Origin of the sequence: Streptomyces venezuelae (assembly GCF_008642295.1) — a bacterium.
GTDB lineage: Bacteria > Actinomycetota > Actinomycetes > Streptomycetales > Streptomycetaceae > Streptomyces > Streptomyces venezuelae_C.
Map to the genome: position 1 here is coordinate 3,184,573 of NZ_CP029190.1, position 17,856 is coordinate 3,202,428.

Annotated in this window: 16 protein-coding genes; 10 read left to right on the top strand and 6 right to left on the bottom strand. The window is 72.2% G+C overall.

Annotated elements, in window-relative coordinates; translation table 11 throughout:
* Positions 1 to 98 precede the first annotated feature (98 nt).
* The 3 genes from DEJ50_RS13850 to DEJ50_RS13860 all read left to right on the top strand — a co-directional run bounded on the left by DEJ50_RS13850 (position 99) and on the right by DEJ50_RS13860 (position 4,855).
* Positions 99 to 1,298, top strand: a complete 1,200-nt coding sequence (locus DEJ50_RS13850) for a PLP-dependent aminotransferase family protein (protein ID WP_150208299.1) — start codon at positions 99 to 101, stop codon at positions 1,296 to 1,298.
* A 115-nt stretch (positions 1,299 to 1,413) separates the two neighbouring features.
* Positions 1,414 to 2,196, top strand: coding sequence for an SDR family oxidoreductase (locus DEJ50_RS13855; RefSeq protein WP_150208300.1), 783 nt, complete (start codon positions 1,414 to 1,416; stop codon positions 2,194 to 2,196).
* Between the two features lie 76 nt (positions 2,197 to 2,272).
* Positions 2,273 to 4,855, top strand: a complete 2,583-nt coding sequence (locus DEJ50_RS13860) for a bifunctional FO biosynthesis protein CofGH (RefSeq protein WP_150208302.1) — start codon at positions 2,273 to 2,275, stop codon at positions 4,853 to 4,855.
* A gap of 19 nt (positions 4,856 to 4,874) precedes the next feature.
* Here the strand turns inward: DEJ50_RS13860 and DEJ50_RS13865 are convergent, their stop codons facing one another.
* Positions 4,875 to 5,957 carry a tyrosine-protein phosphatase gene (locus tag DEJ50_RS13865; RefSeq protein ID WP_150208303.1) on the bottom strand — a complete coding sequence of 361 codons (1,083 nt, stop codon included), beginning with the start codon at positions 5,955 to 5,957 and terminating at the stop codon, positions 4,875 to 4,877.
* Positions 5,958 to 6,288: 331 nt separating this feature from the next.
* On the opposite strand from DEJ50_RS13865, the gene DEJ50_RS13870 reads away from it, so the two are divergent.
* From DEJ50_RS13870 to DEJ50_RS13880, 3 genes are all read left to right on the top strand, one after another.
* Positions 6,289 to 7,401, top strand: a complete 1,113-nt coding sequence (locus DEJ50_RS13870; protein WP_150212115.1) for an ADP-ribosylglycohydrolase family protein — start codon at positions 6,289 to 6,291, stop codon at positions 7,399 to 7,401.
* A gap of 120 nt (positions 7,402 to 7,521) precedes the next feature.
* On the top strand, positions 7,522 to 8,382 hold the full coding sequence (locus DEJ50_RS13875) for a TIGR03619 family F420-dependent LLM class oxidoreductase (RefSeq protein ID WP_150208305.1): 861 nt from the start codon (positions 7,522 to 7,524) through the stop codon (positions 8,380 to 8,382).
* 91 nt (positions 8,383 to 8,473) lie between these two features.
* Complete coding sequence (locus tag DEJ50_RS13880) at positions 8,474 to 9,118, top strand: hypothetical protein (protein ID WP_150208307.1); 645 nt, start codon at positions 8,474 to 8,476, stop codon at positions 9,116 to 9,118.
* A gap of 17 nt (positions 9,119 to 9,135) precedes the next feature.
* On the opposite strand, the gene DEJ50_RS13885 is transcribed toward DEJ50_RS13880, so the two are convergent.
* A complete protein-coding gene (locus tag DEJ50_RS13885; RefSeq protein WP_411757604.1) occupies positions 9,136 to 9,465 on the bottom strand; it encodes an ATP-binding protein in 330 nt (109 codons plus the stop codon).
* A gap of 307 nt (positions 9,466 to 9,772) precedes the next feature.
* Between DEJ50_RS13885 and DEJ50_RS13890 the strand changes: the two genes are divergently transcribed.
* Positions 9,773 to 10,273, top strand: coding sequence for a SigE family RNA polymerase sigma factor (locus DEJ50_RS13890; protein ID WP_223837747.1), 501 nt, complete (start codon positions 9,773 to 9,775; stop codon positions 10,271 to 10,273).
* Entirely contained in the window at positions 10,270 to 10,878 is a 609-nt protein-coding gene (locus DEJ50_RS13895; protein WP_150208309.1) for a hypothetical protein, read from the top strand. The genes DEJ50_RS13890 and DEJ50_RS13895 overlap by 4 nt, the downstream gene beginning before the upstream one ends.
* Here the strand turns inward: DEJ50_RS13895 and DEJ50_RS13900 are convergent.
* The 4 genes from DEJ50_RS13900 to DEJ50_RS13915 form a co-directional block, all read right to left on the bottom strand.
* The gene (locus DEJ50_RS13900; protein ID WP_150208311.1) at positions 10,875 to 11,693 is read right to left on the bottom strand and encodes a hypothetical protein; all 819 of its coding nucleotides are present in this window, start codon (positions 11,691 to 11,693) and stop codon (positions 10,875 to 10,877) included. The genes DEJ50_RS13895 and DEJ50_RS13900 overlap by 4 nt on opposite strands.
* A 156-nt stretch (positions 11,694 to 11,849) precedes the next feature.
* Entirely contained in the window at positions 11,850 to 12,641 is a 792-nt protein-coding gene (locus DEJ50_RS13905; RefSeq protein WP_150208312.1) for a DUF4239 domain-containing protein, read from the bottom strand.
* A gap of 66 nt (positions 12,642 to 12,707) precedes the next feature.
* Positions 12,708 to 12,995 (bottom strand): hypothetical protein, encoded by a 288-nt coding sequence (locus DEJ50_RS13910; RefSeq protein WP_150208314.1) that lies wholly within the window; start codon positions 12,993 to 12,995, stop codon positions 12,708 to 12,710.
* Between the two features lie 135 nt (positions 12,996 to 13,130).
* Positions 13,131 to 14,699, bottom strand: a complete 1,569-nt coding sequence (locus tag DEJ50_RS13915) for an APC family permease (protein ID WP_150208316.1) — start codon at positions 14,697 to 14,699, stop codon at positions 13,131 to 13,133.
* Between the two features lie 283 nt (positions 14,700 to 14,982).
* Between DEJ50_RS13915 and DEJ50_RS13920 the strand changes: the two genes are divergently transcribed.
* Both DEJ50_RS13920 and DEJ50_RS13925 read left to right on the top strand, forming a co-directional pair.
* Entirely contained in the window at positions 14,983 to 16,077 is a 1,095-nt protein-coding gene (locus DEJ50_RS13920) for a DNA alkylation repair protein (RefSeq protein ID WP_150208317.1), read from the top strand.
* A 54-nt stretch (positions 16,078 to 16,131) separates the two neighbouring features.
* Positions 16,132 to 17,850, top strand: coding sequence for a hypothetical protein (locus DEJ50_RS13925; RefSeq protein WP_150208318.1), 1,719 nt, complete (start codon positions 16,132 to 16,134; stop codon positions 17,848 to 17,850).
* Positions 17,851 to 17,856 lie beyond the last annotated feature (6 nt).

Genomic DNA, 17,856 nt, shown 5'->3' on the forward strand with positions numbered 1-17,856 from the left:
ACCATCAGTTGGGGAGTCCGTGAACAAATGATTGGCGGATACACACTTCTTCACTAGGGTGTCGGCGGTCACCGAACCGTTTCAGCCAAGGAGCCCGCATGAGCGACCAGCAGCAGCTGCCCCCCTCGTTCGCCGCCCGTGCGACCTCGGTCGGGGGCTCACCCGTACGGGAGATCCTGGCGCTCACCGAACGGCTCGGGGTGATCTCCTTCGCCGGCGGCCTGCCCGCGCCCGAGCTCTTCGACGGCGAGGGGCTGCGGGCCGCGTACGACGCCGCCTTCGCGGGGGCGGCCCGGCGGGCGTTGCAGTACTCGACCACGGAGGGCGCGCCCGAGCTCCGCGAGGCGGTGGCCGCACGGATCGGCGCCCGCGGGCTGCCCACCACGCCGGAGGACCTGCTCGTCACCACCGGCTCGCAGCAGGCACTGGCGCTGATCACGGCCACCCTGGTCGAGCCCGGCGATGTGGTCCTGGTCGAGAACCCCACCTACCTGGCGGCCCTCCAGTGCTTCGGGCTCGCGGGGGCCCGGGTGGTGCCGGTGCCCTGCGACGAGGAGGGGGTGCTGCCGGAGGCGCTGGAGGAGGTGGTCCGGCGGGAGCGGCCGAAGCTGTTCTACTCGGTGCCGACCTTCCAGAACCCGACCGGGCGCACCCTGCCGGCCGCCCGGCGGGCCGCGGTCGCCGGGATTGCGGCCCGGCTGGGCCTGTGGCTGGTGGAGGACGACCCGTACGGGGAACTGCGGTACGAGGGCGCCGAGGTGCCCTGGCTGGCGGCCCTTCCGGAAGCGGCGGACCGTACGGCCCTGCTCGGCAGCTTTTCCAAGATCATGGCGCCGGGGCTCCGGCTGGGCTGGCTGCGGGCGCCGGCCGCGCTGCGGCGGGCCGCGGTGGTGGCCAAGCAGGCGGCCGATCTGCACACCTCCACCGTGGACCAGCTGGCTGCCGCGCACTATCTGGCCGCCGCCGACCTCGACGGCCATGTGTCCCGCATCCGCACCGCCTACCGCGCCCGGCGCGACGCCCTGCTCGCGGGTCTCGCCGAGGCCCTGCCGGCCGGGTCCGCGTGGAACCGGCCCGAGGGCGGCATGTTCGTCTGGGCCCGCCTGCCGGAGGGCTGGGACGCGACGGCCCTGCTGAAGTCGGCGGTCGCCCACGACGTGGCGTTCGTCCCCGGTGCCCCCTTCTTCACCGGCACCCCGGACCCCCGCACCCTCCGCCTGTCCTTCACCACCCACACCCCCGCGGAGATCGCGGAGGGCCTCACCCGCCTGAAGGCCTCGGCCCGCTCGGCCTCCTGAGCCGCCGCGGTACGGACCTCGGGCGGCGCGCCCGGCACGGGGGTTCCCACCCGGACCGCGGGAGCCTATTCTGACGCACCGTCAGAATATCGGTCCCCGCCGGGAGGCGAAGCCCATGCTGCTCCAGGGAAAGACCGTCATCGTCTCCGGCGTCGGGGCCGGGCTCGGGCACCAGGTGGCCGCCACCGTCGTACGGGACGGCGGGAACGCCGTGCTCGGGGCCCGGACCGAGGCCAATCTCGCCAAGTCCGCCGTCGAGATCGACCCCGACGGCACCCACACCGCCTACCGGACCACCGACATCACGGACGAGACGCAGTGCGAGGCCCTGGCGGCCCTCGCCGTCGAGCGGTTCGGCCGGATCGACGCCGTCGTGCACGTGGCCGCCTGGGACTCGCACTTCGGCGGACTGGCGGACGCGGACTTCGGCACCTGGCAGCAGATCATCGATGTGAACCTGCTGGGCACGCTCCGGATGACCCGCGCCTGCCTGCCCGCGCTCAAGGAGCGCGGCGGGTCGGTGGTCATCATCGGGACCCAGTCGGCGGTGGCCGCGCCCTCGCAGGTGCAGCAGGCCGCCTACGCCGCCTCCAAGGGGGCGCTCACCTCCGCGATGTACTCCATGGCCCGCGAGCTCGGCCCGCACCGCATCCGCGTCAACACCGTGCTGCCCGGCTGGATGTGGGGTCCGCCGGTACAGGCGTACGTCACCTTCACCGCGCACAGCGAACAGGTTGCCGAGGACCAGGTGCTGAACCGGCTCACCGAGCGGATGGCACTGCCGGAACTCGCCACCGACGGGGATGTGGCCGATGCCGCCGCCTTCCTCGCCTCCGACCGGGCGCGGGCGATAACCGGCCAGTCCTTGCTGGTCAACGCCGGTGAGCTGATGCGGTGAGGACGGCCGTCCGGGACCGCCGGTGGCCGACGGTCGCCCGTGCCGCGGCCCATTCCTCGGATCGTATCCTCACAGCATGACCACTCCTGGCAACGCCGCCGCCCCGACCGACAACGCCATGCGCCGCGCGCTGCGGCGGGCCCGCGACGGAGTCGCCCTCGACGTCACCGAGGCCGCGGTCCTGCTCCAGGCCCGCGGAGCGGACCTGGACGACCTGGCCGCCTCCGCCGCGCGCGTGCGCGACGCGGGACTGGCGGCGGCGGGCCGGCCGGGGGTGATCACGTACTCGAAGAGCGTGTTCATCCCCCTCACCCGGCTGTGCCGCGACAAGTGCCACTACTGCACGTTCGCCACCGTCCCCGGCAAGCTCCGGCGCGCCGGGCACGGGATGTTCATGTCCCCGGACGAGGTGCTCGACATCGCCCGCCGGGGCGCCGAGCTCGGCTGCAAGGAAGCGCTCATCACCCTCGGCGACAAGCCCGAGGACCGCTGGCCCGAGGCGCGCGAGTGGCTGGAGGCGCACGGCTACGACGACACGATCTCGTACGTGCGGGCCATCTCCATCCGGATCCTGGAGGAGACCGGGCTGCTGCCGCACCTCAACCCGGGCGTGATGTCCTGGGCGGACTTCCAGCGCCTCAAGCCCGTCGCGCCCAGCATGGGCATGATGCTGGAGACCACGGCCGAGCGCCTGTGGTCCGAGCCGGGCGGCCCGCACCACGGCTCCCCCGACAAGGAGCCCGCCGTACGGCTGCGGGTGCTGGAGGACGCCGGGCGCTCGTCCGTGCCGTTCACCTCCGGCCTGCTCATCGGGATCGGGGAGACGTACGAGGAGCGCGCGGAGTCGCTGTTCGCGCTGCGGCGGATCTCGCGGGCGTACCACGGCATCCAGGAGCTGATCATCCAGAACTTCCGCGCCAAGCCGGACACGGCGATGCGCGGCATGCCGGACGCCGAGCTGGACGACCTCGTGGCGACCATCGCGGTCGCCCGGCACATCATGGGCCCCTCGGGCTGCCTGCAGGCCCCGCCGAACCTGGTCGACGGGGAGTACGCCCGCCTGATCGGCGCCGGGATCGACGACTGGGGCGGGGTCTCCCCGCTGACCCCGGACCACGTCAACCCCGAGCGCCCCTGGCCCCAGATCGACCTGCTGGCCGAGCAGTCGGCGGCGGCGGGCTTCGCGCTGCGCGAGCGGCTGTGCGTGTACCCGGAGTTCGTGGTGCGCGGCGAGCCGTGGCTGGACCCGCGGCTGCTGCCGCACGTACGGGCGCTGGCCGATCCGCAGACGGGTCTGGCGAACGAGGCGGCCGAGGTCACGGGCCGCCCGTGGCAGGAGCCGGAGGAGGCCTTCACCTCCGCCGGGCGGACCGACCTGCACCACACCATCGACACCGAGGGCCGCACCGGCGACCGCCGGGAGGACTTCGACCACGTCTACGGGGACTGGGACGCCCTGCGCGAGGCGGCGGCCCCCGGCATGCTCCCCGAGCGCATCGACACGGACGTACGGGCGGCCCTGGCGCAGGCCGCCGACGACCCGGAACGGCTCACCGACGAACAGGCACTGGCCCTGCTGCACGCGGACGGGCCGGCGCTGGACGCGCTCTGCCGGATCGCCGACGACCTGCGGAAGTCGGTGGTCGGGGACGAGGTCACGTACATCGTGACCCGGAACATCAACTTCACCAACGTCTGCTACACCGGCTGCCGGTTCTGCGCCTTCGCGCAGCGCCGCACCGACGCGGACGCCTACACCCTGTCGCTGGATCAGGTCGCCGAGCGGGCGGCGCAGGCCTGGGAGGTCGGCGCGGTCGAGGTGTGCATGCAGGGCGGCATCCACCCGGACCTGCCGGGAACGGCGTACTTCGACATCGTGCGGGCGGTGAAGGAGCGGGTGCCGGGCATCCATGTGCACGCCTTCTCCCCGATGGAGGTGGTCAACGGGGCGACCCGGACCGGGATGTCGGTGCGGGACTGGCTGACCGCGGCCAAGGAGGCCGGGCTGGACTCCATTCCGGGGACGGCGGCGGAGATCCTGGACGACGAGGTCCGCTGGGTGCTGACCAAGGGGAAGCTGCCGGCCGCCGACTGGATCGATGTCGTGAGCACCGCGCACGAGCTGGGCATCCGCTCCTCGTCCACCATGATGTACGGGCATGTGGACCAGCCCCGGCACTGGCTGGGCCACTTCCGCACCCTGGCCGGCATCCAGCAGCGGACCGGGGGTTTCACGGAGTTCGTGACCCTGCCGTTCATCCACACCAATGCACCGGTCTACCTGGCGGGCATCGCCCGGCCGGGGCCGACGGTGCGGGACAACCGGGCGGTGACGGCGATGGCCCGGATCCTGCTGCACCCGCACATCACCAACATCCAGACCAGTTGGGTGAAGCTGGGTGCGGAGGGCGCGGCCGAGATGCTGCGGTCCGGTGCGAACGATCTGGGCGGGACCCTGATGGAGGAGACCATCTCCCGGATGGCCGGATCGAGTTACGGCTCGTACAAGTCGGTCCGGGACCTGGTGGCGGTGGCGGAGGCGGCGGGCCGGCCGGCGAAGGCCCGTACGACGCTGTACGGGGAGGTGCCGGAGGAACGGCAGCAGGTGGCCGCCGCTTCGGACGGCCACCTGCCGGACCTGCTGCCGGTCCTGGAGTGACGCTGGTACAGCCGTCGGGTCAGCCGACGAGCAGGTCCTTCTTCAGGCGCTTCAGCTCGCGGGCGTCGATGCCGAGGCCGTCCTCGAGGTAGCGGTCGAAGGTGCCGTAGGCCGCCTTCACCTCGTCGTAACCGGAGTTGAGGTACTCGGGGCGGACGTCGAGCAGCGGCTTGTAGACGGCGGCCTGCTGGGGCGGGAGGTGGTCGAGGATCGCGTCGTTGGCGGCCTTGCGGTAGTCGTTGCTGGCCAGGTAGTCGGCCATCACCGTCTCCTGCGGCACCCCGAGGGCGGTCAGCAGGGCGGCGTCGGCCCAGCCGGTGCGGTCCTTGCCGGCGGTGCAGTGGAAGAGCACGGCCCGGCTGTGGTCGCGGCGGACGCCGTCGAAGACCTGGCTGTAGGCCTTCTTGCCGCCCTCGCCGCTGACCATGGCCTTCTCGGCGTCGACCATGGCCTTGACCGCCTCGTCGGGGGTCTTCGGCAGGGTCTGGAACGAGCCGGAGCCCGCGAACACGTCCGCGACCACGTACCGGGCACCGGCCGGGACCTTGTCGGGGTCCTTGGCGCGCTCGTCGGCCATGCGGAGGTCGAAGACCGTCTCGATGCGCAGCCGCCGGAGCTTGGCGAGGTCGTTCTCGGTCAGCTTGTCGAGGGCGTCGGAGCGGTAGACCTCGCCCATCTTGACCCACTGGCCGTTCGCGGTGCGGTAGCCGCCCGCGTCACGGAAGTTGACCGCGCCGTCGAGCTTGACCAGCCGGTCGGCGAGGCGCAGGCCGGCGCCGCGGTCGGCGTCGAAGTCGAACCACTGGCGGTCGGCGGCGGGCAGGCCGGTGACCACGGCCTCGCCGGTGGCGCCGCCCTTGGCGACGACCTTGCCGTTGGCCTTGACGGCGACCCGCTTCGCGCCCTGGGCCTTCCACTTCAGGGTGTACGAGGAACCGTCGGCGGAGGCGGTGACGGTGGCCTCGGTGAACGGGATCGCGTGCCGGTCGGAGTGCCGGCCGGGGAAGTGCTGGGAGACGGTGGCGGTGGCGGACGGGGCCACCGTGAGGGAGAGGGTGAGGGCGGAGGCGACGGCGGTCGCGGCGAGGGTTGCCTTCTTCATGACTGCGAGGCTGGGCCGCGCGGGGAAACCGGGCATGAACGCGATGTGGCCGAAACCGGCCGCCGGGAAAGACAGTGACAAAACGTGCCACCCAAGCAGTCACTGCCAGAAGGTCGGCCGGAACTGTTCGGTTTCCGGCCTTTCTGCGCTTACTTACAGGCTGCTTGACATAGGGCTTCCGATTTCGACCGAAGCTGTCCACTACAGTGCGCGCCAGAACGAGGGGTGGGGGAGAGACCGGATGGACCTGGTGGCAGAGAGCACGGCGGAGCGGCAAGGGGACGGCACCGGAGCCGGAACAGGTGCCGAAACGGGTGCCGTGACCAGCGGCGTGACAACCGGGCTCTGGGGCCGCACCGAGCAGCAGGACTTCCGCAGCCGGGTCCGCGGCACCCTGCTCGGCGCCGCCATCGGCGACGCCCTCGGCGCACCCGTGGCCGGCCTCTCCCTGGCGGGCATCCGGGAAACCCACGGCCTGGAGGGCCTGACCGAACCGGCCACCGCCTACGGCCGCCGGGGCGCGGTCACCGCCTCCACCCAACTCACCCTGTTCACCGTGGACGGGCTGATCCGGGCCCACGTACGCCGGGACACCGGAGCCTGGCACCCGCCCACCGACATCCACCGCGCCTACCTGCGGTGGGCCGCCACCCAGCACGACTGGGGCCCGGACGAGCGGCGCAAGGACAACGGCTGGCTGGCGCACGAGGAATGGCTCTACGCCCGGCGCGGACCCGACCGGGCCTGCCTCACCGGATTCGGCGACGAGATCCTCGGCACCCTGGACAAGCCGAAGAACCCGACCGCCCGGGACGCCGCCGCGACCGTCCGCTCCTCCCCGTTCGGGCTGCTGGTGGGCTGGGAACCGGCGCTGGTCCTCCAGCTCGCCGTGGAGTGCGCCGCGCAGAGCCACGGCCACCCCACCGCCTATCTCTCCGCCGGGGCCTTCGCGGTGATCGTGCACGGCCTGACCCGGGGCGAGACGCTGGACGCCTCGGTGCAGCGGGCCGTGGGTCTGCTGGAGGCGCGGCCCGGCCGGCAGCCGGTCACGGACGCCCTGCAGCGGGCCGTGTCGGCGGTGACCGCCGCACCGCCGTCCCCGAAGGCGGTGGAGTCCCTCTCCCCCGGCGACGGCCGGGACGCGGAGGATGCCCTCGCCGTGGCGGTGTACTGCGCCATGGTCGCGGAGGACATCCGGCACGGCCTGCGCCTCGCCGTCAACCACGGCGGCGATTCGACGGCCACGGGTGCGCTGTGCGGTGCCCTGCTGGGGGCGTTGCACGGGGAGACGGCCCTGCCGGCCCCCTGGCTGGCGGACCTGGAGGGGCGGGCGACGATCCTGGAGATCTCGGACGACTTCGCGCTGGAGATGACCCAGGGCCCGACCCTGCACGGCCCGGCGGTCTCCTCCTCGGGCTGGCTGGCGCGCTACCCGCGCGGGTAGCGGCGTAGCGGCGCGGGCAGCGGGCACGGGCAGCGGTGCGGTAGCCGCGCGGGCAGCCCTCTCGGCATTCGCCGGTGCAGACCGTACGGTGGGGCATCCACTTGACGGAGGTGTCAGCACATGAGGATCGCCGCCACCATCTTCCTGACGGACCGGACCCTGACCCCGGTCCGGATCGCCCGCAGCATGGAGGAACGCGGGTTCGCCGCCCTGTACCTGCCCGAGCACACCCACATCCCGGTCGCCCGGGACACCCCCGCCCCGATGGGCGGGGAGCTGCCCGAGCAGTACGGCCGGACCCTCGACCCCTTTGTGGCGCTCGCCCAGGCCGCCGCCGTCACCGAACGGCTGCGGCTCGGCACCGGGATCACCCTGGTCGCCCAGCACGATCCGGTGGACCTGGCCAAACGGGTGGCCACCCTGGACCACCTGTCCGGCGGCCGGTTCACCCTGGGCGTCGGGTACGGCTGGAATGTGGAGGAGGCCGCCGACCACGGCGTCGACTGGGGCACCCGCCGCGAACTGGTCCGCGACCGGATGGCGTTGATGCGGGCCCTGTGGGCCCCGCAACCGGAGGGCTACATCGGCGAGTTCGGCTCGGTCCGGGCCAGCTTCGCCCACCCCAAGCCCGCGCAGCCCGCCCGCGAGCTGGCCGGCGGCCTCCCCCTGCACGGCCCGCGGACCCTGATCGGCGGGGCGGCGGGTCCCAAGCTGTTCACGCACATCGCGGAGTACGCGGACGGCTGGCTGCCGATCGGCGGGCGCGGGCTCTCCGAGTCGCTGCCGGTGCTGCGGGCCGCATGGGAACTGGCCGGCCGCGAGCCGAAGGCGCTCCAGGTCGTCCCGTACGCCGTGCAGCCCAACCCGGGGAAGCTCGCGCACTACGCGGACCTGGGCATCGAGGAGGTCGTCCTGCAACTGCCCTCGGCCGCCGAGCCCGAAGTCCTGCGCACCCTGGACGACTTCGCCCAGTACCTGTAGCGGCCTGAAGACCTTTCTGAGGACTCTTCTGAGTACCGGCCTGAGTACGGCCACTCAGGCCGGCCCGCCCCGCAGCCGCGAGGCTGGTCCCATGACCACCCCGCCGCAGCCCCCGAACACCCCCGCACCCGCCGCCTTCGGCCCGCCGCCGGCCATGCGGCCTCCGCGCGCCCGCCGCACGGTCCTGGCCGCCGTCCTGGCCCTCGTCCTGCTCGCGGTGGCCGTCACGGGCGGCTGGTGGCTGCTCGGCACGTACGACGAAGACGACAGCCCGCTGGCGGGCCGCCCCCGGGTCACCGACCAGGCCGCGGGCCTGTCGTACGGAATCCCCGAGGGCTGGAAGCAGCCGGAGAAGCAGGGGGATCTGATCAACGCGTTCACCTCGACGATCTCCAAGGAGTCGGCCGGCACGGTGCTGGCGGGCCGCGCCGGAGCCATCGCCGAGGCGGACCTCAAGCGGCAGACGGAACGCTCCGCCCGCTCCAACGCGGCCTTCTTCTTCCCGGACGGCCGCTCCACCCTCACCGACTCGCGGCCGACCGAGGTCAGCGGCAACCTGGCCCACACGGTCACCCTCAAGATCGACGACGGCAAGGCCGGCACGGCCCACCTCCGCTTCACCGTCACCACCCTCACCGCCGACCGCTCCGCCTTCCTCCTGGGACTCACCCAGGAGTCGGACCCGGCGGAACGCGAGGAGGTCGACACGATCCTGGCCAGCGCCAAGGCCCTGTAACAGCCCCGAGGGCCCTTCTAATCGCCGACGGTCAGCTCGGCCCACACGGTCTTGCCGACCACCCGGTCGTGCACCCCCCACCCTGCGGCCAGCGCCTCCACGATCCGCAGACCGTAGCCTCCCTCGGCCCGCGACTCGTGCTCCCGCAGCACGGGCCGCCGGTCCCGCCGGGCATCGGACACCTCGATCCGCAACACCCGGTGCACCAGCACCATCCGCAGCTCGAAGTCCCGCCCCTGCACCCGCCCGTGGGTCACGGCATTGCCCACCAGCTCGGCCACCACCAGGGCAGCCGCATCGGAGACCTCGCACCCGAGCGGCACCCCCCAGTCGACCAGCTCGATCACAGCCAGATGCCGCGCCAGCCGAGCACCCCGCCGGGTGGAACTGAAACGCTGAGTGAACGTCTGTACGGAAGTAGCGGCCGGTCGCCGCAGCCCTGTCACACCCTCACATTCCCGCGTCGACCAGGGGTTTCGGCAGCACCAGAGCTCGTACAAACGCGGTTGTACGAGTCTCACTCCTGGACCGCGAGAGTCACCGTGCGTAAGCATTCCCCCGGCTGCCGGCCGCGAGCGGGAATCCGACGGAACCTTTCGGACCCTCCAGACGGTCAGAGTGCGGGATGCAGTGCCCGGCCGGAGAGGGGACCACGTGGAGCGGGACGCGGAATTCGCCGAGTTCGCGCAGGCCGTCTACCCGCGGATGTTGCGTACGGCGCTCCTGCTCGCAGCCGACCGGGACACCGCGCAGGACCTGACCCAGACGGCCCTGCTGAAGGTCTATCTGGCCTGGTCCCGGCGGCGCGGCTGGGAGGACCCGGTCGCCTATGCGCGCCGGGTGCTGGTCAATGTGCACGGTTCCTGGTGGCGTCGCCGCTGGCGCGGGGAGCTGCCGCACGGAGTCCTCCCCGACCGTGCCGGGCCGGACCCGCAGCGCGGCTGGGGCCAGCGGGTGGACCTGTCACGGGCCATGGCCACGCTCCCCCGCGACCAGCGGACTGTACTGGTCCTGCGCTTCTACGAAGACCTCAGCATCGCCGAAACCGCCGAACTGATCGGGTGCAGCATCGGAACGGTCAAGTCCCGTACGGCCAGGGGCCTGGCGCACCTCAGAGACAGCTTGAACCGGAAGGGCGAGGAGACCATCTCATGAGCACGGAAGACGCGGAGCGGGAAGCACGGGCGCTACGGGCCGGGCTGCGGGACCTCATGGACGGCGAGCATGCCGGCCCGGCCCCGGTCGAGGAGGTGATCCGGCGCGGCCGGAACCGGCGGCGGATGGCAGGCGCGGCGGCCGGCGTTCTGACCTGCGCGGTTCTGGCCTCGGTCATCGGGCTGGGCCTCGGCTTCAACGGATCGGACGGCGCGGCAACCGTCGGCAAGCCCGCAACGGCCCCCTCGGCCACCGCCGGACCGGACTCCCCGTCCGCCGCACTCGAACGGCGTACGGTGACGCCGGGCCGGCCCGCCGCCGGCCCGGCCGCCACCGCCGCCGAGGTGGGCCGCGCGTACCCGGTCGACTGGAGTGCGCACTGCGGCCTGCAGTACCTGCCCTTCGCAGGCCGCATGTGGCAGGCCGGCACCGTCCGCGCCACCCCGCAGAACCTCCCGGGCCCCCAGGGACCCGGCTCGGGACCGCCGGTCGTTCCCGGCTATGCCACCCTGACCGGCCCGGACAGCCTCCGCTTCGAGGCCCCAGGCTGGCTCGACCGACCCGTCACCCTCACCCCGGCCCCGGACGCCCCCGGCTGCGCCTAGCGCGGATAGAGCCGGTTCACTATCAGTGCATAGTCATCCGCGTTGGGCACATTGCTGTTCGGGCCCACCCCGTACATACAGCTGTTGGTACTGGTGTTGTGCCCGACACCGAACGCGTGCCCGCTCTCGTGGCAGGCCACGGCACGGTGGTTCGACGCATACGAGTTGTTGTACTTGATCGACACCGTGCCGTCGATGAAGTAGCGCGCCGAGTCGTAGCTGTAGCTGGTCACCCCCAGCCACCCGGTGGCCCCGTAGCTGCCGTCCACCACATCGACACAGTGGGTGCCGCTGTAGTTGGGGCAGCCGCCGGTGGCCCGCTCCACATGGATGTTCGGCGACTGGTTCCACTGGGTCAGCGCGGTGCCCTGGGGCCAGCTCGCACCGGACCGGTCGTTGTAGTAGATCTGCGGGTTCGTGTAGCCGTTGCGACGCCAGTTGATCACCGGGCACTGGCCGTCCAGGTTCGCGGCACTGCCCCACCCGCAGTTCCCCGCCATCGCGGACACGCCGCCGGGCTCGACGACCCCGCGCACTCCGGCCGCCCGCAGCTTGGCGGCGAGCTCCTTGGCCGACACCCCGGGGGCGGCCAGGTAGACACTTCCGTGGGTGACTCCGTCGGCCGTGGTGTAGCTGGTTTCGACCTCCTCGACCGCTTCCGCCCGGGCGTTCGCCTCGGCGGACGGCGCGGGGTTGGGCCGCTGCGGCGGTATGGCCGGCCCCTCCCCCGCGACGGAGCCCGGGGCGGTCAACAGGACTGCGGTCAGTGCGGTGGCCGCAAGTACGGTGGCGGTCAGCGTTCGTGCGTGGCGCATGACGACTCCCCTCCCTGTTCTCGAATGACTATTCGAGACATGACGGATCGTCACATCGCATCGCGACCGGACGACAGCCTTCCCCGCCAAAGTGGCCGAGTACGTTCGCTCGCCCCCCGGTTGGCCGGATAGCGCCCCCGTCCACCCCCCTACTGCTCACTCCTCCCAGAACTTCTCCAGTGCCGCCTGCTTGTACGGCGCCGGACTCACGCTGAGTTCCCCCGCGAACGGGCGGTCCAGCACCATCACCAGCAACAGGCTGAAGCCGATCAGCGCAGCCACCGCCGATACGAACAGCAGCTGCATCTTCAGGCTGCGCAGGCCGAACAGGAAGGTGAGCGGCAGGATCACCAGCGCACCCCCGTACACCAGGACCTGCAGCAGCGTCGGAAGCGAGGTCTCGGCCATGGTGATCCGCGCCCGGCGCTGCTCCGCCACGTCATTGAGCCGGCCCGCGGCCTCGTCGTAGAAGGTCTGGGTGCGCGCCGTGGTCGGTTCGTACGCCTGGAGCGCCGTGTACATCGCGTGCGCCTGCTCCGCCGTCGCGTCGTAGCTCGGCTCGCCGGCCCGCATCAGCGGCCACTGGATCTCGACCACGGCGTGCGCGTACTCCCCCACCGCCTGCTCGATCCGCGCCCGTTCGGCCTGCGGGAACACCTCCACGCTGCGCACCACCACCGCCAGGTCGGTGGCCTCGGTCGAGACGATCGTCTGGGTGTTCTCCAGCTGTGTCCACAGCGTCACGACCACGAAGGCGAGGATGATCCCGTAGATCGCGCCGAACATGCCGAGGGCGACCCCGACCATCTCGTTGTGTTCGCCCGCCGCGAGATGGGGAAACCGGCGGCGGGCGGCAAGGCTGCCGCCGACCGCGAGGGCGATGAAGCCGCCGACGATCAGGCAGCCGAGCGCGAGCGTACTGCAGTGGTTGAGCAGCCAAAGGATCATGAGCTGATCAACGACCGGCCGCCCGCTGGGGAGCGCCCTCTCCCGTCGGGGCGGCGGCCCGGCGCGTCAGCCGACCGAGGGGGTCCTCGGCAGGTTGCCTTCCGCGCCCGCCAGGGAGGACTCGGTCGCCTTGGCGGTGGTGCCGACCGCGGAGGTGGCCACGCCCACGGCGGTCTCGGCATCGGTGACGGTCTGCGACGGGTTGTCGACGATCTCGACCAGCCGCTCGGTGACCGGGGTGCTCTTGAGGGGGGATTCCCCGGCGTGCGCGGCCTGCGCGACGGCGGGGACCAGGGCGACGGCGGCGCCGCCGGAGAGGGCGAGGGCGGTCAGGGTGCGCTTCATGAGCTTCATGCCCTCCCCAACGATCCCGCCGCCCCCCTGGTCACCGGCACACCCCCCGGCGCTCCCCCGAACGCACCCGGGCCCCGGATCGAGGGGGTTCGATCCGGGGCCCGGGAGATTGACACAGCGGTGTGAACGATCGATTCAGTCCTTGACGATCAGCGACGGGGTCGTCTTCGTCAGCACCTCGCCCCGGAAGAAGGCGGGGCTGCGGCGCGCCGTGACCTCCATGATGACCAGGCCCAGAGCCAGCAGCCCCACACCGATCACGAAGACGTTGCCGACGCCCACCCCGGGGATGGTGGAACCGGAGCCGTAGGCCGGGTCCCAGGCGTCGTACAGGGTCTTGAAGAAGACCGCGGCCAGCAGCAGGCCGCCCAGCACCGGGAAGACGCCCTTCAGGAAGAGGTCCCGGCCGGAGTTGCGCAGCTCCTTGCGGAAGTACCAGGCGCAGGCGAAGGCGGTCAGCGAGTAGTAGAAGCAGATCATCAGACCCAGAGCGAAGATCGTGTCGGTGAGGACGTTCTCGCTGACCAGGGTCATGATCGTGTAGAACGCGCCGGTCGCGATGCCCGCCATCACGGTGGCGCGCCCCGGGGTCTTGAACTTCGGGTGGACCCTGGCGTACGCGGGCGGCAGCGCCTCGTACGTCGACATCGCCAGCACCGTACGGGCCACCGGGATGAAGGTGGTCTGGAGGGAGGCGGCGGCGGAGGCCAGCACCGCGACGAACAGCAGGATGCCGAGCACCGGGCCCATCACCGGGCCGGCCAGGGCGGCGAAGACATTGCCCGAGGTCTCCTCGTTGGCGAGGCCGAGGCCCTCGCCGCCGGACCCCACGGCCATCTGCGCGGCGATGCCGGTGGCCAGGTAGGAGCCGACCAGGACGACCATGGCGATGAGCGCGGCACGGCCGGGGGTCTTCTCGGAGCCGGTGGTCTCCTCGTTGGAGGCCAGGCAGGCGTCCCAGCCCCAGTACATGAAGATCGAGAGCGAGAGTCCGGCGGTGAAGGCCGCCATGGACTCGACCGCGAAGGGGTTCATCCAGGACCAGGAGAAGTCCATGCCGGTGTCGAAGCTGCCGGCTGCGGCCTTCTGGAAGGCCATGGCGATGAAGATGGCGAGGACGGCCAGCTGAAGGCCGACGAGCGCGTACTGGACACCCTTGGTGGCGGTCATTCCGCGGTAGCTGATCGCGGTGGCGATGGCGATCAGGGCCAGACAGGTCACGATGTGGACGGGCTTGTTCTCGTCCAGTGCGGCGATCGACGGGTTGTTCGTGATCTCACCGGCGAGGAGCCAGAAGTACGAGGTGGCGACGCCCGCGAGGTTGGAGAGCACGATGATCGTGGCGATCACCAGGCCCCAGCCGCACATCCAGCCGATCCGGGGGCCGAAGGCCTTCACGGTCCAGGTGAACGAGGTGCCGCAGTCCGGCATGGCCTTGTTCAGCTCGCGGTAGGCGAAGGCGACCAGGAGCATCGGCAGGAAGCCGGCCAGGAAGACCGCCGGCATCTGCAGGCCGACCTCGCCCGCCGTGGAGCCCAGGGTGGAGGTCAGGCAGTAGACGGGGGCGACGGTGGAGATGCCGATGACGGCGCTGCCCATCAGGCCGACGGACCCCTTGCCGAGCCCCTTGCCACGTACGCCGCCGCCCTCGGCCGAGCCGCTTACCGTGTCTCCGGCCCGGGGCCGAACGTCCAGCTGTGTCATGGGTCAGGACGCTAAACGCTGCGGTTTCCCTGTCCGGAAGACTTAAGTCCGGTACTCCACACACCTAAATTCCTTTGAATCTTGAGATCGAGATCGTTCACACTCCCGCAATGCAAGGTTCACCCAGGCATCTATCCGGCCATCGACAGGAACCAGCCACAACCTTCCGGGATGCGGAAACCGCAGCCATGCCCGTTTTGCCCCATTCAAAACTTTCCCGTGGCAATTTTCCCGGCCCCCGGAAACCCGCCCGGACCGGGGTCCCGTCCGCCAGACTGGGCCCATGCCCACGGCAGACGAACTCCTCAGCGCGGATACCGTCAGGACCCTCGCCCGGCTGCTCGCCGCAGCAGCCGGCCGTACCTCCGCCCCGACCGTCCTCACCTGCGCCGATGCCCTCGACGGGCTGAGCTACAGCGCCCGCGTGGCCGCCATCCGCGACGCCGTGCTCGCCGACCTGCCCGCCGACTGGCCCGGCTTCGAGGCCGTCGTGCGGAACGCCCTCACCGACCGGCCCGGCCTCGGCCGTTTCGACGGCTGGATGACCTTCCCGGTGAACGAGGCCGTCGCCGTCCGCGGACTGGAGGCCTTCGAACCCGGCCTCGCCCTGCTGCACGACCTCACCCCCCGGCTCACCGCCGAGTCCGCCGTACGCCCCTTCCTGCGCGCGGACCCGGCCCGCGCCCTGGCCGTCGTACGGGACTGGACCGCCGACCCGGACCCGCACGTACGGCGCCTCGCCAGCGAAGGAACCCGGCCCCGGCTGCCCTGGGCACCGCAGCTGCCGGCCTTCATCGCCGACCCGAGGCCCGCGCGGCCGGTACTGGACGCGCTGTACCGCGACGAGTCCGAGTACGTGCGCCGCTCCGTCGCCAACCACCTCAACGACATCAGCCGCGACCACCCGGAGCTCGCGGTCGAGATCGCCGCGGCCTGGCTGGCCGCGCCCACCACCGGCCGGGTCGTCCGGCACGGTCTGCGCACCCTGATCAAGGCCGGGCACCCGGGGGCCCTGACCCTGCTCGGACACGCGCCGGACGTACTGGTCACCGTCGACGGACCGCACATCAGCACCCCGCAGGTCGCCGTCGGCGGGTACCTGGTCTTCGACTACGCCGTCACCAACAGCGGCAGCACGCCCGCCGAGCTGGTCGTGGACTACGTCATCCACCATGTGAAGGCGAACGGCACCCGCACCCCCAAGGTCTTCAAGCTCGCCACCCGCGCCCTCGCCCCCGGCGAGAAGCTCACCGGGACCCGCCGCCACTCCTTCAAACCGATCACCACCCGCCGCTACCACTCGGGCGAGCACCTGGTGCAGATCCAGGTCAACGGGCGGGTGCGGGGCGAAGCCGGGTTCTCGCTGGACGCGGGATGACCGGCATGGCACCCTTCCTTCCATGATCAACGGAATCGAGTACACCTCCGCCCGGTGAGCGCCCGCGAGCTCGAGTGGGGCCCCGCACAGGCCGCGGTCACCGAAGCCCTCACCCCGCTGTTCGCCGATCCGGACCTCGGCCGGGCCGCCGAAGCCGCGCACCTGCGGCTGACCGCGCTCCCCGTCGAGCCCGAGACCGTCCACCGGATCGCCTACCTGATCGGCCGGCGCCTCCCACCCGACGACCCGGTCACCGGCCCCGCCCGGCAGCTGGCCCGCAGACTGGCCGGCACCGGCACCCACCCCGTCGTGGTCAGCGCCGGGCTGGGCCTGCTGACCTGGCTCGGCGGCCCCGAGGACGTCCCCGTCCTCCGCACCCTCGGCATGCTCGAAGCCTTCGCCGACCCGGTGGTCGAGGCCCTGGACCGGATCGACCGCCATACAGCCGCCGTCGTATGGCTGACCGGCCGCAGCGACCAGCCCCGTGTGCTGCGGCTGATCGAGGCGGTGACCGCCGGGGACTTCGACGCCGTACGCGACCTGCTGCTCCCGGCGGCCGACGAGCCGCCCGCGCCCTGGCCCGTACCCGTCGCCCGGCTCGCCGAGGTCGTCCGGCTCGATGCCCTGCTCCGCAGATACCCGCAGGACGCGGGGCTGGTCGGGCTGGCCGGACGGCTGCTCGCCCTGATGGCCGACAGCTATGTCGACGGGCCGAAGCTCCCCGACTACTCACGTCCCGTGCAGCTGTACGAGGCGGTGGTCGCCGGGGCGCACCGGCTCACCCCGGACCTGGACGCCCACGCCATGCTGCTGTCGCTCGCCATCGGCCTGCACAGCGGCGCCGGTGCGGTCCTCGACTGGCCGCCGGGCCGCCGCCGGGAGCTGCTCGACACCCTGGGCGGGCTGCTGGCCGAACCCGCCTGGGCGGCCAGCGCGGATAGAACGGACAACACGGACCGTGCCGGGCTCCGGGCCGGCTGGATCCGCCGCACCGGACGGCGGCCCTTCGCCCGCCCTGCCGGACCCGCCGGACCCGCCGGGCCGGACCGGTTCCGTCTGGAGGTCGTCGTGACCGACCCGGACGTCCGCCACCTGGTGGAGACGCGCGTCCTGGTCGACGGCCTCCCCGTGGTCGCGGCGCTGTTTCCCAAGGGGGTCTGCGAAAGCCCCGGGGCCCTGCTCGACGGGGGTCTGCTGCGGGCCGGCGCGGAGCCCCGCGAGGTGCAGCTCGCCTTTCCGCACTGCGGCGAGGAGTGCTGTGGCACGCTCTACGTCACCATCCGCAGGGAGGGCGACCAGGTCGTGTGGGACGGCTGGCGGGGCGCGCAGGGGCCGCAGCCGGCGGCCCTGCGGTTCGACGCAGCCGCATACGACGCCGAGATCACCCGGGCCACGCAGGACCGGGAGTGGGAGTGGCCGGCCCATACGACCGCTCTGCAGATCGCCCAGGGGCTGCGGGACCGGCCCGAGTTGCTGTCCCGATGGGACTGCGGGGAAGCCTCGGCCCGTCCCTCGTGGGGCGATCCGGGAACGGTCACCGTCTCGTTCGCCCACCAGAGGGGCCTGGGAGCCGGGACGCATGAGCCGGGCGGGCCGCGGCTGTACTTCGAGTGGCTCGTCCCGGACGACGGCTCCCCGCCGCAGGAGCAGGCAGCCGCCGCACTCCGGCGGCTCGCGGCCGGCGATCCGCGGTTCCTGGCCGAACTCCGGTATGCCCGCCGGGAGGACGCCGAGGCCCTCGGCTTCCCCTGGCCGGCCGAGGACACCGCCTGACCGCAC

What these genes read in the sequence shown, in the direction of transcription:
- DEJ50_RS13850 (WP_150208299.1), top strand. Translation starts at nt 99, where the DNA reads ATGAGCGACCAGCAGCAGCTGCCCCCCTCGTTCGCCGCCCGTGCGACC.
- DEJ50_RS13855 (WP_150208300.1), top strand. Translation starts at nt 1,414, where the DNA reads ATGCTGCTCCAGGGAAAGACCGTCATCGTCTCCGGCGTCGGGGCCGGG.
- DEJ50_RS13860 (WP_150208302.1), top strand. Translation starts at nt 2,273, where the DNA reads ATGACCACTCCTGGCAACGCCGCCGCCCCGACCGACAACGCCATGCGC.
- DEJ50_RS13865 (WP_150208303.1), bottom strand. Translation starts at nt 5,957, where the DNA reads ATGAAGAAGGCAACCCTCGCCGCGACCGCCGTCGCCTCCGCCCTCACC.
- DEJ50_RS13875 (WP_150208305.1), top strand. Translation starts at nt 7,522, where the DNA reads ATGAGGATCGCCGCCACCATCTTCCTGACGGACCGGACCCTGACCCCG.
- DEJ50_RS13880 (WP_150208307.1), top strand. Translation starts at nt 8,474, where the DNA reads ATGACCACCCCGCCGCAGCCCCCGAACACCCCCGCACCCGCCGCCTTC.
- DEJ50_RS13895 (WP_150208309.1), top strand. Translation starts at nt 10,270, where the DNA reads ATGAGCACGGAAGACGCGGAGCGGGAAGCACGGGCGCTACGGGCCGGG.
- DEJ50_RS13900 (WP_150208311.1), bottom strand. Translation starts at nt 11,693, where the DNA reads ATGCGCCACGCACGAACGCTGACCGCCACCGTACTTGCGGCCACCGCA.
- DEJ50_RS13905 (WP_150208312.1), bottom strand. Translation starts at nt 12,641, where the DNA reads ATGATCCTTTGGCTGCTCAACCACTGCAGTACGCTCGCGCTCGGCTGC.
- DEJ50_RS13910 (WP_150208314.1), bottom strand. Translation starts at nt 12,995, where the DNA reads ATGAAGCTCATGAAGCGCACCCTGACCGCCCTCGCCCTCTCCGGCGGC.
- DEJ50_RS13915 (WP_150208316.1), bottom strand. Translation starts at nt 14,699, where the DNA reads ATGACACAGCTGGACGTTCGGCCCCGGGCCGGAGACACGGTAAGCGGC.
- DEJ50_RS13920 (WP_150208317.1), top strand. Translation starts at nt 14,983, where the DNA reads ATGCCCACGGCAGACGAACTCCTCAGCGCGGATACCGTCAGGACCCTC.